Source organism: Mesorhizobium sp. WSM4850 (assembly GCF_055811735.1).
In genome coordinates this window covers 27,424-40,089 of the sequence record NZ_JBVVPV010000033.1, presented here as the reverse complement: position 1 = coordinate 40,089, position 12,666 = coordinate 27,424, and the positions used below count along the sequence as shown (strand labels likewise).

Here is a 12,666-nt window from a genome sequence, read left to right as displayed (position 1 = left end):
ATTGTTCCAGCAGCTTCTTTTGCGAACCGGGGGCCAATCGCATGGTTCGGCAATTTTTGCCAAGGGTTGATGAAACAATTTGCCCGCAATCGCCGTTTCCCCAGCAAGCTGAATTTGGGCGAGGAGGAGGCCTGAGCAGCACCACGCCAGGGTTTCGGCCTTGGAGTTGAAGACCATGCGCTTTGACGCCTTGAGGTTCAAAGATCGAACGGATGCGGGGCGCCAGCTTGCCGCCGATTTGGCCAGGTTCGCGGCAACCGATCTACTGGTGCTGGCGCTGCCGCGCGGCGGCGTGCCGGTTGGCTTCGAAGTGGCGAAGGCACTCGGTGCCCGGCTCGACGTGCTGCTTGTGCGCAAGATCGGCGCGCCGGGCCATTCCGAATATGGCATCGGCGCGGTCGTCGACGGGGAAAATCCCCAGCTCGTCCTCAACGAGGAGGCGATGGCTTTGGTCCGGCCGTCAGACGAATACGTCGAAGCAGAGAAGCGGCGGCAACTGCTGGAAATCGAACGTCGCAGAAACCTCTATCTCGGAAGCCGGCCTGCGGCTTCGGTCCTGGGCCGGACCGTCATCGTCGTCGATGACGGCATTGCGACCGGAGGCACGGTCAGAGTGGTGCTCAAGGCGCTAAGAAAGGATCGCGCCGCGCATGTCGTCCTGGCCGTCCCGGTCGCACCCCGGGACACGCTGGACCTCATCAAAGCCGATGTGGACGAAGTGGTCTGTCTCGCCACGCCTGAGCCGTTTGTTGCGGTGAGCCGGTACTATGAGGATTTCGAGCAGACCACCGACGCGGAGGTGATCCGGCTGCTGCGTGAGGCGGAGCAGTTTGAGAGCAAATCGTCGACGCGATCTGCCGAAGGAGCACGCCACGGCTAGCAAGGACCGACAACCGATGGAGATCGTCGAGCGCGGCGATATTTCTGCGCGAACTCAAAATGACCAAATCGCGCCATCCGATAGAACCGCTCTTCAGTGGCGAATGAGCCTGAGCCATACGGCCCCTCCCCTTGCGCTCGCAGCCAACCTGAAGCGCGGCCCCGGTCAGGGCCGCGCCACCGCGCGCCAGCGGCGGTTGAGCCGTCAATCGCGCAAACGATTGGCAGCGTGATCCTGGCGCTGCTCAGTCGCGATCTGCCTGGAATCCAGACCGCGTTGCTTCGTGTGCTGGGCCTTGTCGCGGTTGGACAGGACTTTGTTTTCCTCGAGCTTGTCCTTTGGGGTGGTGGTCATGGCGCCTGCACCGGAACCCTTTCCCCGCGCACCCGCTCCGATGTGCTTCTTGCTACCTTTTGCCATGGGCTTGCTCCAATTCTTAGTGGTCGGGACGGTTCTTGTGATGAACGCTCTCCTGATTTTCTCCGCGAAGGATGTTGCGATCGTCAGGGTCAACGAGGTCGGGTGTCTTGGACCTGATTTCCGACCCCTTGCGCAGCGCTTCACGTTCCGCTGCTGATCGCTTCAGGTCGGCCTCTGCGTCGAAATCCTTGCCGGCGCCCTTCGTGTTTTCCCGCTTTTCAATGATGCGCAATTGCTGCTCATGGGTTCTGCGTCCAGCCATTGGTTTCCTCCAAGGTGCCTTGCGGTCGATTTTTGAGGCCCAGATCTCTGGCGGAACCGTCGACCGCCGGTGATTGCAGTTGGCCACGGTCCTTGCCGCCAATCGTGCGCCACCACGATCTGAGCCTGTCCTTATGGCGATAATGGCAGGGCGGCGGGATCGTTCCGAGATGGCGGCCGAATAAACCGTCTATTCGCTCATCTGCTCCGGGCTGCTCATCCGCATCTGCCATGATCCGTCGGTCTTTCTCCCCGCGGTGTTCCGATGGAACATCAGAGCATCTCCGTCGTTCGGCGACTGATCGCCTAGGTCCACGTCTGACGCCCCGCCGCAGCGAGCGCGTAAAGCTGCAAGAGGATGGACCGCACGATCAAGGACGCCACGGTCAAACGCTTCTACTACAAGAGCCACGATCAGTTCAGGTAACACCTCGCCGACTTCGTTGCCGCCTACAACTTCGCTCGTAGGCTCAAGACCCTCAAGCGCGATCCAACGGACTCGCGAGCAGGTTACGCCGCCCTGCGCCGAACTGGAACTCGGTCGGGCTTGAGCAGCTCGTATCGATCAAGGGATCAAAAACCGCACATCTGGCGAAGTCCTGGATGATTTCGGCACATTCTTTCGAGCGCACGATGCGATGAAGGGCTGATCGGAACTTTGCTTCCGCATTCTTGGCCGAGGTTGGTTGGAACATGTCGCCCCGAGTCGAACGCATTCACAGCGATGAGCGTCTCCCGGCCGAGGTCGACGTCGTCATCGTCGGCGGCGGCATCCTCGGCTCTACGGCCGCCTATTTCCTGGCGAAGCGTGGCCTCTCTGTGGCTCTGCTCGAGAAGGGCCACGTCGCCTGTGAACAATCGAGCCGAAACTGGGGTTGGTGCCGCCAGCAGAACCGCGATCGGCGCGAACTGCCGCTCTCGGTGATCTCCATGCGACTGTGGGACGAGCTGACGCGCGATATCAATCGGGACCTTGGATTTCGACGCTGCGGTCTCGTCTATGCCACTCACGACGAGGCTGTGCTCGCCGGCTGGGAAAGGTGGCGCGAGGTCGCCAGGGAGTACGAGGTCGACACCCGCATGCTGAGCCGGGCGGAGGTGGCCGAGCGCGTCCCCGAAGCGCGCGACAAATGGGTCGGCGGGACCTATTCGGACCGGGATGGTAAGGCCGAACCTGCACTCGCCGCGCCGGCCATCGCCGATGGGGCCAGAGCTCTGGGCGCCACCATCCACCAGGAATGCGCCGCGCGGGCGCTCGACTTGGCCAATAGCAAGATTGCGGGCGTGCACACGGAGAAGGGCTACATCAGAACCAGCGCGGTGCTGTGCGCCGCTGGCGCCTGGTCCTCGCGCTTCCTTAGGCCGCTCGGGATCAGTTTCCCCCAAGCGAGCATCCGGCAGACCGCGCTGCGTTCCACCCCGACAATCAACATAGGCGAGGCGATCTCCACACCCTACTGCACGGTCACGCGCCGACTGGACGGCAGCTATACGCTTGCGATCAGCGGCAAGGCGAACCTCGAAATCACGCCCCAGGCTATCCGGTATAGCCGAGAATTCATGCCGCAATTCTTGCGTCGCCTGAAGAACGTCAGGCTCGGCATCGGCCAATCGTTCCTTTCGGGGCCGGATTCAATGCCGGCGCTGCTGACCAGCGACGATCGGATCTTCGAACAGAATCGGGTGCTGGATCCTCCACCCTTAAAATGGCTGGTAAGCCAAGTGGTGGAGAGTGTCCGGAAGACCTTCCCCCAACTCGGCGATATAGAGATCGATAGTGCCTGGGGCGGCTTCGTCGATTGCACGCCGGACGCAGTGCCTGTGGTGTCGCAGGTGGACGGGGTGAAAGGCCTCGTCCTCGCGGCGGGCTGCTCGGGCCACGGCTTCGGTTTGGGCCCGGGGCTTGGCTATCTGGCCGCAGAGCTTGTCGTAAACGACACGCCTTGCGTCGATCCTACACCGTTCCGCCTGTCGCGTCTGGTCGACGGCTCGAAGCTGGACATCGCCGCTATCTGAAGATCAGCCGGAAGTCAGGCCTGACGCGCACCAAGCGAAGTCAAAGTGTCAGCAGACGGGTAAGCGGAATCCCCACGTTGCCTCGCAGTCAAGTCTCCGGGTGCATGAGTGCAACGTGGTAGGAGTTGCACCAGAATCCGCTCGGGAGAGCGCCGCGCTCATCGCGCTCGTCTTTGGCGCAGTTGGAACCGTCGCAGGATTTCATTCTAGCGTTTTCTGCTTCTGCCGGTAAGGCGAATTGCTCGGCCCATACGCCGCGCCAGCGGCCGGGATGTTTGCCGCAACCTACACACGTGGCAGCGCAAACTTCAACGCCGTAGCCCTGCACTACGGCATTATGCGGGAGACCGGTTTCTACGGCGCTGGGGTATCGTCGACAACGTCTTAACCAACCTGTGGGTGCTCGCCCCCTGCGCGGGGCACGCACGGCTTTATCTCACCCAGCTCTTCCACAGGCGGAGCGGCCCCGCACCTCGTCCACGCCGGAGGCGTCAATCTCGGCGCCGCTTCTTACAAGCGCCCTCGCCCTGCTTCTCCCGGTTGTCCTTGGCCTGGGGCGGTCATTGGCCCGGGACAACACACTGGAGGCAACCATGCCCAACACCGCCGAGATCCTTGTCGACACATTTCGACGGCCGTGCCTTACAGGGTTCCGCTCCAGCTTCTGGTGATCAAGAACAACATGCTCAACCAGATCGCCTGGGAGCAAATGATGTTCCTTGGCAACCCGCAATTTGCCCGCGAACTCCAGCCGATCGATTTCGCTTTGGCCGCTGAAGCCATGGGGGGCATTGGCTACAGCGTCACCCGGCCTGAGGACGTCGATGGGGTTCTTGATGCCGCGTTTGCCGCGGAAGGCCCGGTGATCATAGAGGCGGTCGTCGACGCGTATGAACCCATGCTGCCGCCGCGCATGCCGGACGAATATCGCAAGAACATGCGCACAGCCCTGCGGGAAGGCCGGGCCGCAAGGAGATCGAGGCAAACCTCGCTCGCGAGCCGCTGAAGACGATGATGGGCTGAGTTCCCTGGCCGGTCAGTCCTTGGCGTAGGCGCCGGGCTGGCGGCCGCTCTTCGGAGCCTTGGCATCCTTGGAACGCTCCGCGATCGACGGACCGGCGCCGGATGTCTTTTCGGTTGCTGCACTGGGCGTGGACCGCCTGGACGGGTCCTGCCCTTCGGATTGACGGGTTTTGTCCTCCACCTCGTCCCTTGACCGGGTCAGGCCCATGCCGCCGGCAGGCTTCTTGTTGCCGGCCGCTTCCTGGGAGAATTGATCCGACGCGTCGGCATCTTTCTTTGCCGGGTACTTGGTCGCGCCATGTTCGTAACGGGTCTCGTTTTTGTTCATAGCATTTCTCCGGTTTCACGGATTGTGGCTAACACTCCTGTTACGGTACCGCCGCCAGCGCTCCCGGCGGCGGTATATGCGATGCGTGCAGCGCCCGGCCGGCGCGGCTGCCGATGTACGGCGACGCTCAGGCGTCCTGCGCCGGTCAGGCGTCCTACCATGGCGCGTGCAGGATGTCGGCGCCCGGCTGCTCGTCGAACAGAACCGCGCAGCCGCGCGCCCACGCCACCGGCGACAGTGCGTTGGCCACGATTTCGTCCGGCGAGATGAAATCACCGGTCAGCACCCGCAACTCTTCGACGGCTTTGGCCATCGACACCAATCGCCCTGCGGCGCGGTCGGTGGTGCAGGCGTCGATGACGGAAACGAGATCGATCATTTGGAACTGGCCCATCATAGGCCTCCGCAAACAGCATCCCTTCGCAGCTATGAACGTCGCAACGATCTACAATGTTCCCGGCCGGCCGAAGGCATCGGCACTAAGCCTGGTCTATCGCGTCCTTGAGCTTGCTCAGGAATGCCACCAGAGCATCCTCCGGCCGATCGGCCTCGTCGGTCAGCATGTCGATACCCCAGCGTCCGAGGACCGCTTCCTGGACGACGCTCGGTTGCGGCATGAAGACGAACGATTTCGGACGATTCCTTTCATAACCGGACCGACGCCAGGTTTCCCAAAGCCGATACAGCAACAGACGGATGTTCATGTCTGACATGCTGTAGCCGATGAACAGGACGGTGCGCCCGAGTGCGTCGGCGCGGAACTTCACATCCAACGGCGACTCGAACGACAGCCGCTCGAAATAGTCGGACTCCGCCAGGACCAGCGATGCGTCGTCGTCGAAATCGCCGTGATATTTGATGATCTGGGTAACCTCGCCGTTCACCTTGGCGATATCCTTGGCATTGGCCACTTTTACGAACGCGCGGTCGTGGACTTTGAACGCAACCTCAAGGTTTCGATCATAGTTGGTTGTGTAGATGATCGGGAAATCGAGTGACACGATCAGCTTGTGGATCGCCGATCCCTTGACTTTTTCCCGCGAGACCCTCCATTCGCGATCCATCCAACTGCGCAAGGGGCCGAGACTGCCATGCTTTAGCCGGTAATATTCGGCAAGAGCCTGGTAACTGGACTCTGGCCTGTCGACCACGTCTCGATCGAGGCCAAGTTCATCCACCATATGCTCGATGAGCGTCTCCCAGGATGGCAGGCCGACGCTCATCGACACACCCGCCCCAACGAACAAGATCGCTCGTCGCTCTTTCACGGATTGAGCCAGTTGCTCAAGTGCAGACGGCATGGCCAACTCACCAGGCAAGATCCAACACAACTGCGAACGGCGCCCTCTGTTCCGGAGAAGCCCGGATCACGCCAAATCTGTTCAGAAAATCGGTCTGTTCAGAAAATCGAGTGTGTTCAGAAATGCGGCGCAGACGGGAACCGCTGAGGCAGATCTAAGTTTGGTTGCCAGGGAGGCACCACGATGGCCGCGCGACGAGATCAGACGCCCGCCAAAGCGAGAGGCGATATTCAGGCCGGGACAACCAGGGATAAGACTCCGGGGTTCGACCCTGCCGCCGCACCCGGTGAGACCGACGCCGAAGCGGCAGATGTGCCGACTTCTGTTGCCGAGGCTCGTCCACGGCGACAGCCCGAGTTCACGAATGAGGCAAGCTTCGGCGATGCGATGCGGCCGACAGGAAGCGAGCCTGGTCTTCAGCCTGGCAAGAACTGGCCGGTGCTGGTGATTGCCGCAGTCGTTGTCGTAGCGGCCGCCGGCTTCGTGCTAGCAGCCATGCTGCGCTAGCGAGATAGGTTTCGAGAGCTTATCGGCCCCCGGACATGAAACGGGCACAGATACGTGACCCATCCCCCGTAACTTCCGTAAGGATCTGGCCGGATCGCCGCGCCGCCATGTCACGCCCAAAAGCATAGTTCAGTTCGGTGAACGCCGTGATGAACCTAGCCGATCTTGCGGAAGATCGAGCCGATGATGCCGCATGACGACAGGTGGATGCCGAACAGCGCCGAGGCCATCACGTCGATGGCACCCAAGTAAATCGACTCACCAATTCACAAGCCACTCATGATCATTTTCCCGACTGCCAAAAGGCTCGGGTAATAGCCGCTGTACTTGGGCAGGCTGCCGGGCATGTCCAGCACACGACGGTGATAGAATATATCCATCCGAACCGGCGGCAGCCGGGCCCCGGGCTCGAAATTGCTGGCCGGGATGAACATCGTCTTGAACGGCCCAAAGCCCGCAACCTCCACAACCGGCTTGCCGCAGGTCCGGCAGGCCCCGCGATTGAAGTTCGGCGGCGGACGGTATTTCTTGAATGAAAAATTGCCGGCGTTTTTCAGCACGACACCCTTGGCGCGAACGGCAGCCACGTCCGCAAACGGTTTGCCGTTGAACGCGTGGCAAATCAGGCAGTGGCACCGGAATCTACCCTTCGGGGCAGTACGCACCTCGAACGAGCAAGCGCCGCATTCGCAGGAGCCGTGCAGTGGCAACAATGGGTCGGTCGTCATGTGCTGATGCTCCTGAACTCGATTTGATGACGGCATGCTGGTCACCGGAGCATCATGTTGAAGATGGTATCGATTGGCTGTCTGAAGGGCGCGCGCAGAAGGTTGGAGAGGTTCCAACGGCCCCGCTCATAAATCCCTTTGATTTTTGCGATTGCGTTCATGGTCCACTCCGATGTAGACAGAAGAAACTTACGCCCTGATGTAGCCCCTTAAGTAGCCAGTGTCAACAATGTATTCACAAGAAACTTTGAGGTACCATGCAGGACGCACCCAGCCGCCCCTATCACCACGGTGATCTCCGCCGTGCGGTTATCGAGACGGCGTTGGATATGCTTCGGGAGGAGAAGGGCTGGCAGTTCACCCTGCGGGAAGTCGCCCGCCGGGCTGGCGTAAGCCACGCGGCACCCTACAAGCACTTTTCCGATAAGGCCGCGCTGCTTGCGGAGATCGCTATGATTGGGTTCGACCGGCTGCGCGAGTCCCTATCGGCAGCGAAGTCTGAAGCGCCGAAAACTCTGCGCGACGAAATTACTCCGATAGCTCGAGCCTACGTCGCGTTCGGAACGGACAATCCGGCTCTCTACCGCCTGATGTTTAGCGCGGAGGAGGGAAAAGCGGTGGGAATGCATCTCAATGAGCGGGCGCTGGCGGTATTCGACGTTCTCGTCGAAATCCTCCGGCGGGGCCAGGCCGCGGGGAGCATTCGCAAGCGGCCTATAGAAGGTCAGGCGGCAGCCGGCTGGGGGCTCATCCACGGCATGACCATGCTTGCGATCGATGGACTCCTGGTGCCCGAGAAGGTGGGATCGGCCCCCTTGGATGCGGCCTTGAGCACACTGTTGGAGGGGCTGGGAAACCCAGCACCACAACAATAGCTGGTGCCATCCCGCTCGCCCCGCCTACCGTATATCTGTGCCCTTTAATGTTCAGGGCCTTATTCGTAGCCGAGGGCCAGGTCATTGTGAACATCTGTCGCAGCGATCGCAGCCTGGCCGAAGGCGACTGCGATCTGGTTCAGAGCCTTGACCAGGTCGCCGATGGCATACACCCCCTCGACCGAAGTCCGCTGATGCTTGTCGACGATGACATAGCCCTCGTCGCAGCATTTGACGCCCATTGCCAGCGCAAGGTCGGAACGCACCTGGCATCCCATCGCCGGATAGATGACGTCGAAATGGCGCACCTCGCCGTCCTTGAGGATGGCCTGGTAGCCGCTGTCGGTGGGAACAAACTTTTTGAATGCGTCGCAAATAGCAATGTTCTCTTCCGTGGCCACGCGTCGTGTGCTGGCGGAAAAATCTGGAAGATAGCGTGCGATCATTGTGACGTGCTGCGTATACTGCTTGAGGAACAAGGCCTCTCGCAGCACCTGCGCCTCGTGACCGATGACCGCGACCTGACGATCTATGACTTCGTAGCCGTCACAAACCGGGCAAAGGCGTACGCTGCCTTTGGCGATGGCCTCGCGCAGACGCGGAATTGCAGGCACGACATCGACGATACCTGTCGCCAGGAATACCTTTCGGGCGACGATCCGCCCGCCGTTGGTTTCGGCGCCGAACCCGCCTACGGTCGGCTCGACCGATGACGCGTGATCCTGGATCAGTGTCGCTCCGAACTTGGCGGCCTGGGAACGAAGCCGCTGCAGAAGATCGGGGCCGCTGATCCCTTCCGGAAATCCCGGACAGTTGCGGCTTTCCGCAATCAGCCTCGCGCGCGGTTCACCCGCGTCGACCACGACGACCCGATGACGGAACCTGGCGAGATAGATAGCCGCCGCCAGCCCCGCAGGTCCACCGCCAACGATGAGAACATCCGCTTCAGTCGCGGACGAGGCTGAATGTCGGCGTTTGCGCGCGGGTTGATCCATCCGCGCCGAACGCATTCATGGGAAAGATGTTCCAGCGCCGAAATCGAAGCCACGACATCTGTCGCGGCAAGGCGTTACCACTCGATCGTCGGCCGCGCGATCATCAGCCAGAAAATCCCGAGGACGGCAGCAAAGGCGGGAAAGCCGAAGGCGAACCACAGCCGGAAAAGCCTGGTATACCGGGCCGGCAGCGGGGCCCCCGTTTTGGCGGCTTCGGACGCCAGATTGCGCATTTCCCTCTGCATCCATACCACCGGCAGCCAGAACACACCGGTGACGATATAGAGCGCGATGGACAGCACGATCCAGCCTTCGGAGAGCGAGTAGCCCGCCAGCCAGGCGAGCGCGACGCCGGTTATCGGCTGCGCCACGACGGCAGTTGCCGTGAAGAGAAAGTCGGCGACCACTACGATGCGCGCCACTGCCGCAATTGTTGCCGCATTGCCGGTCCTGTGGGCGAGAAGCATGAAGAACGCGATGCCGGCGCCGGTGCCAAGCAGCACGCTGGCACCGATGACATGCAGGAACTTCAGCACGAAATAAAGCATCAGCGCTCCTCCAGGATCGCCAAGGCAACAAAGTGAAGGACGATGATCGGCAAGACCTTCAGGAATGGCCCAAGTGGTTCGTTCCACAGGTCCGGGCGCAGGAAAGTGCCCACGACCAGATAGAACAGCGACAGCGCGATGCCGGCGTAGAGGCCTTTTCGCGCCGTTGGCCGCCAGGCTATGAGTGCGCCGACGACGATGTCGGCAAGAGCGCCGGCGATCACGGCAGGCGCCGACAACATGCCAGCCCCCGTGCTTTGCATGAGGCCGATGCCGTTGCCGTAGCCCGTGGTCAGCGAAACAATCCCTGTCATGATCCAGAAGAACGGCAGCACGACGAAAATTGCAGGCTTTGTGAAATAAAGCCAGGCAAACCATTTCTCCTGCACCGTCGCAGGATTGAGCGCGAGGAACTGCGCCAGGCTTTGTGGCCGCATGCCGGTCAGGGAAATCCAGTCCGACGGATCTCCGAGCGCCCCCCGTGCGATCTCCCTGGCGGCATTGGTGCGCATTGGGGGCCGCCAGCCGAGCATCGCGGCAAAATCGCCGAGGCGATAGAGAAGCCGCGCACCCCAGCCCGGTAAGACCAGCCTGGCTGCAGGAGCCCAGCCGAGCCAGCGGCGGAAAGTACCGATGATCTCATCCATGGTCAGCTGTTCGGGACCGGCAAGTTCCAGCGCCAGACGAGACGGACTGCCGGGATTGAGAAAGAAGAGCACAGTCGAGACCACATCATCGAGCTGCACGACCTGCAGCCGGCCGGTATCTGGCATTGACGGCAGGATCGGCAGCGAGGCCAGGCCGCGAAACAATGCACTGGCTCCAAACACAGGCCGGCCGAGCACCACGGAAGGGCGAAGGATTATCCAGTCCAGGTCAAGCGCCGTCAGCGCCTGATCGCCGGCATATTTCGTCGCCGAGAACGACGAAGGCTGTGCCCGATCCACACCCATTGCCGAGAAGTGGATCACCTTGGCAACGCCGGCCCGCGCGCAGGCGAGAAAAAGAGCAGCCGCCGCATCGCGATGGACTTGCCCGGTCTTTTCGCGCGGGCTGTCCTGCAGAACGCCGGCACAGTTCACCACGGCATCGACGCCAGTCAGGTGCGGCAGCCAATCCTCAGGGCGAAGTGCTGCGGCCATATCCAGCACCAATGTCTGGTAATCGCGGGCTGCATTTGCCCGAGGGCTACGGGTGATGCCAACCACCTCATGTCCTTCGGAACCGAGGCGGGCGCAGATCGAAGCGCCGATCAAGCCGCTGGCTCCAACAACGAGAATTCTCATCGGCCCCCGATCTCCGGTAGCCACGAGATCGTCGCCGTTCTATTCGACGCGTATTTCCTCCACATCGTCGATGTTTTCCGGCGCTGCGAAAGCACATGTCGCTCGGCCAGCTGCTCCAGGTTTGACGATGACCATAGGCGTTCAATCCTCATTCCTGTACTCATGAATGAGACCAAGGATCTGCGAACGGACCAACTCGCGAGCCTCCGGCTGAACGAACGGCATCAAGAGTTCGACCCGTTCCTCGACGCTCTCGGGAAGATCCGTAGCAGGATCGACGAGGTCGTTGCCGTGCGCGTAGAGATTTTCCGTCAGTTTTTTATCAAGGTCGGAAAAAATGCCCATTGATCTGCTCCAAACCAGCTCCTCTGCTTAATTGAAGGCTGACGAAAATGTTCCCCGGATGATCGATCACAACAGCTGCTTCTCCGGCCGAAGCGCTGGGACTGGTCCAGCTCCACTTGTCCGGGCGGCAAGGAATTCGGGCAGTATCTTAATGTGGGAGAATTAGAGAGACATTTGCGCGAGGTGCGAAAAAGCAACGCCAATACAGCTGATTAGTGACGACGTAGGTACTCTCGCAGATGTGGTATTGGCCGTCCGGCGATTCCTGCACACGGTCCCGTGGGATGTTGAAATTATGCGGCAAGTAAGTGTAACCACCGTCTATCCTGGACCGTACCGACGACCGAGGTATGGCGCGGCAATCAGAGCCACCGCAACACTTGAATTTCGTCAGTGGGTCAATCCTGTCCTCGTACCAATCATGGGCGCTGGCGGCAGTTGCGGTGGCGATACACATCGTGAAGACGAGGCTTCGCATGGCGTTCCCCAGGTATTTGGCAGGCGCTGCTCGTTCGAGCGTCCATTGTATATTAGCGTTCCATTAGAAACACCATTGGCCTCCGACCGACCACGCAGCTCCAGCAAGCGATGCTCGCGCTGAAAGACTGCATTGGGTCAACCCTGCCAACAACCGGGAGTCGTCTCATTCGTTTCCGTGTCGGCCAAGCGCGGTGAGATTTGCGTTGGATTGAGGGCTAATGCGCGCTCCCAATTATTGCGGTAGGCGATTGCTGCAGGTCCGTTTGCAGCCCAACATTGAAATCCCGTCACACTTGTAACTCTCACCTCTCCGGCTGCCCGAGATAGCGTCTTTTTATCGAAAACGTGGAAACGGCGAATTCGACCGCAGGACCGGAAATGACGATGTTTGCAGCAAAAGAGAAAGCCACATCGTTGCTCGGGCAGGCGGTCGGTTTTGCCCGCTGGCTCGGGCTCGCCGCCGCACCGACCTTTGCCCTGATGGCCTGGATTTCTACTGTCGGCTCGCCGGGCATGACCATGTGCTCTGCCGCCTCGCCTTTCATGCCGGTCAACGACATGGCCCTGATGTACCTGCTGATGAGCCTCTTTCACGTATCGCCGTGGCTGAAGCTCTTTTCCGCCCGTTCGCAGCACTGCAACACTTCCGTCGCCCAAACCCAAGGAGACTGAC

At 60.8% G+C, this 12,666-nt stretch carries 15 protein-coding genes and 1 pseudogene; 6 read left to right on the top strand and 10 right to left on the bottom strand.

Features of this window, described 5'->3' with window-relative positions; all coding sequences use genetic code 11:
* Positions 1–175 precede the first annotated feature (175 nt).
* Complete coding sequence (locus AC0L2Z_RS25100; protein ID WP_036262767.1) at positions 176–880, top strand: phosphoribosyltransferase; 705 nt, start codon at positions 176–178, stop codon at positions 878–880.
* 204 nt (positions 881–1,084) lie between these two features.
* On the opposite strand, the gene AC0L2Z_RS25095 is transcribed toward AC0L2Z_RS25100, so the two are convergent.
* Entirely contained in the window at positions 1,085–1,300 is a 216-nt protein-coding gene (locus AC0L2Z_RS25095) for a hypothetical protein (protein WP_027154083.1), read from the bottom strand.
* Between the two features lie 16 nt (positions 1,301–1,316).
* Entirely contained in the window at positions 1,317–1,562 is a 246-nt protein-coding gene (locus tag AC0L2Z_RS25090) for a hypothetical protein (RefSeq protein WP_027154084.1), read from the bottom strand.
* Positions 1,563–2,254: 692 nt separating this feature from the next.
* On the opposite strand from AC0L2Z_RS25090, the gene AC0L2Z_RS25085 reads away from it, so the two are divergent.
* Positions 2,255–3,577 carry an NAD(P)/FAD-dependent oxidoreductase gene (locus tag AC0L2Z_RS25085; RefSeq protein WP_473629589.1) on the top strand — a complete coding sequence of 441 codons (1,323 nt, stop codon included), beginning with the start codon at positions 2,255–2,257 and terminating at the stop codon, positions 3,575–3,577.
* A 628-nt stretch (positions 3,578–4,205) separates the two neighbouring features.
* Positions 4,206–4,600: pseudogene (locus tag AC0L2Z_RS25080) on the top strand (thiamine pyrophosphate-dependent enzyme); the annotation flags it as partial.
* Between the two features lie 13 nt (positions 4,601–4,613).
* Here AC0L2Z_RS25080 and AC0L2Z_RS25075 read toward each other — a convergent pair.
* The 3 genes from AC0L2Z_RS25075 to AC0L2Z_RS25065 form a co-directional block, all read right to left on the bottom strand.
* Entirely contained in the window at positions 4,614–4,928 is a 315-nt protein-coding gene (locus AC0L2Z_RS25075) for a hypothetical protein (RefSeq protein ID WP_473629588.1), read from the bottom strand.
* Between the two features lie 154 nt (positions 4,929–5,082).
* On the bottom strand, positions 5,083–5,322 hold the full coding sequence (locus tag AC0L2Z_RS25070; protein ID WP_473629587.1) for a hypothetical protein: 240 nt from the start codon (positions 5,320–5,322) through the stop codon (positions 5,083–5,085).
* An 85-nt stretch (positions 5,323–5,407) separates the two neighbouring features.
* Entirely contained in the window at positions 5,408–6,229 is an 822-nt protein-coding gene (locus tag AC0L2Z_RS25065) for an SIR2 family NAD-dependent protein deacylase (RefSeq protein WP_128167975.1), read from the bottom strand.
* Between the two features lie 183 nt (positions 6,230–6,412).
* Here AC0L2Z_RS25065 and AC0L2Z_RS25060 point away from each other — a divergent pair, with 183 nt between their 5' ends.
* The gene (locus AC0L2Z_RS25060; RefSeq protein WP_473629586.1) at positions 6,413–6,736 is read left to right on the top strand and encodes a hypothetical protein; all 324 of its coding nucleotides are present in this window, start codon (positions 6,413–6,415) and stop codon (positions 6,734–6,736) included.
* A gap of 266 nt (positions 6,737–7,002) precedes the next feature.
* Here AC0L2Z_RS25060 and AC0L2Z_RS25055 read toward each other — a convergent pair whose 3' ends face one another.
* The gene (locus tag AC0L2Z_RS25055) at positions 7,003–7,464 is read right to left on the bottom strand and encodes a GFA family protein (protein ID WP_473629585.1); all 462 of its coding nucleotides are present in this window, start codon (positions 7,462–7,464) and stop codon (positions 7,003–7,005) included.
* Positions 7,465–7,721: 257 nt separating this feature from the next.
* Between AC0L2Z_RS25055 and AC0L2Z_RS25050 the strand changes: the two genes are divergently transcribed.
* Positions 7,722–8,339, top strand: a complete 618-nt coding sequence (locus tag AC0L2Z_RS25050; protein WP_287374455.1) for a TetR/AcrR family transcriptional regulator — start codon at positions 7,722–7,724, stop codon at positions 8,337–8,339.
* A 59-nt stretch (positions 8,340–8,398) separates the two neighbouring features.
* Here the strand turns inward: AC0L2Z_RS25050 and AC0L2Z_RS25045 are convergent, their stop codons facing one another.
* The 4 genes from AC0L2Z_RS25045 to AC0L2Z_RS25030 form a co-directional block, all read right to left on the bottom strand.
* The gene (locus tag AC0L2Z_RS25045) at positions 8,399–9,349 is read right to left on the bottom strand and encodes an NAD(P)/FAD-dependent oxidoreductase (protein ID WP_245268704.1); all 951 of its coding nucleotides are present in this window, start codon (positions 9,347–9,349) and stop codon (positions 8,399–8,401) included.
* Between the two features lie 59 nt (positions 9,350–9,408).
* Positions 9,409–9,882, bottom strand: a complete 474-nt coding sequence (locus tag AC0L2Z_RS25040) for a DUF2269 family protein (RefSeq protein WP_473535176.1) — start codon at positions 9,880–9,882, stop codon at positions 9,409–9,411.
* Complete coding sequence (locus AC0L2Z_RS25035; RefSeq protein ID WP_473629584.1) at positions 9,882–11,168, bottom strand: SDR family oxidoreductase; 1,287 nt, start codon at positions 11,166–11,168, stop codon at positions 9,882–9,884. The genes AC0L2Z_RS25040 and AC0L2Z_RS25035 overlap by 1 nt, the downstream gene beginning before the upstream one ends.
* A gap of 141 nt (positions 11,169–11,309) precedes the next feature.
* Positions 11,310–11,513, bottom strand: a complete 204-nt coding sequence (locus AC0L2Z_RS25030; protein WP_473629583.1) for a hypothetical protein — start codon at positions 11,511–11,513, stop codon at positions 11,310–11,312.
* 858 nt (positions 11,514–12,371) lie between these two features.
* Here AC0L2Z_RS25030 and AC0L2Z_RS25025 point away from each other — a divergent pair.
* The gene (locus tag AC0L2Z_RS25025) at positions 12,372–12,665 is read left to right on the top strand and encodes a hypothetical protein (protein ID WP_473477155.1); all 294 of its coding nucleotides are present in this window, start codon (positions 12,372–12,374) and stop codon (positions 12,663–12,665) included.
* The last annotated feature ends 1 nt before the right edge of the window (position 12,666 follow it).

Excerpts from the sequence above, each read along its gene's own strand:
- AC0L2Z_RS25100 (WP_036262767.1), top strand. The coding sequence starts at position 176 with ATGCGCTTTGACGCCTTGAGGTTCAAAGATCGAACGGATGCGGGGCGC.
- AC0L2Z_RS25095 (WP_027154083.1), bottom strand. The coding sequence starts at position 1,300 with ATGGCAAAAGGTAGCAAGAAGCACATCGGAGCGGGTGCGCGGGGAAAG.
- AC0L2Z_RS25090 (WP_027154084.1), bottom strand. The coding sequence starts at position 1,562 with ATGGCTGGACGCAGAACCCATGAGCAGCAATTGCGCATCATTGAAAAG.
- AC0L2Z_RS25085 (WP_473629589.1), top strand. The coding sequence starts at position 2,255 with ATGTCGCCCCGAGTCGAACGCATTCACAGCGATGAGCGTCTCCCGGCC.
- AC0L2Z_RS25075 (WP_473629588.1), bottom strand. The coding sequence starts at position 4,928 with ATGAACAAAAACGAGACCCGTTACGAACATGGCGCGACCAAGTACCCG.
- AC0L2Z_RS25070 (WP_473629587.1), bottom strand. The coding sequence starts at position 5,322 with ATGGGCCAGTTCCAAATGATCGATCTCGTTTCCGTCATCGACGCCTGC.
- AC0L2Z_RS25065 (WP_128167975.1), bottom strand. The coding sequence starts at position 6,229 with ATGCCGTCTGCACTTGAGCAACTGGCTCAATCCGTGAAAGAGCGACGA.
- AC0L2Z_RS25060 (WP_473629586.1), top strand. The coding sequence starts at position 6,413 with ATGGCCGCGCGACGAGATCAGACGCCCGCCAAAGCGAGAGGCGATATT.
- AC0L2Z_RS25055 (WP_473629585.1), bottom strand. The coding sequence starts at position 7,464 with ATGACGACCGACCCATTGTTGCCACTGCACGGCTCCTGCGAATGCGGC.
- AC0L2Z_RS25050 (WP_287374455.1), top strand. The coding sequence starts at position 7,722 with ATGCAGGACGCACCCAGCCGCCCCTATCACCACGGTGATCTCCGCCGT.
- AC0L2Z_RS25045 (WP_245268704.1), bottom strand. The coding sequence starts at position 9,349 with ATGCGTTCGGCGCGGATGGATCAACCCGCGCGCAAACGCCGACATTCA.
- AC0L2Z_RS25040 (WP_473535176.1), bottom strand. The coding sequence starts at position 9,882 with ATGCTTTATTTCGTGCTGAAGTTCCTGCATGTCATCGGTGCCAGCGTG.
- AC0L2Z_RS25035 (WP_473629584.1), bottom strand. The coding sequence starts at position 11,168 with ATGAGAATTCTCGTTGTTGGAGCCAGCGGCTTGATCGGCGCTTCGATC.
- AC0L2Z_RS25030 (WP_473629583.1), bottom strand. The coding sequence starts at position 11,513 with ATGGGCATTTTTTCCGACCTTGATAAAAAACTGACGGAAAATCTCTAC.
- AC0L2Z_RS25025 (WP_473477155.1), top strand. The coding sequence starts at position 12,372 with ATGACGATGTTTGCAGCAAAAGAGAAAGCCACATCGTTGCTCGGGCAG.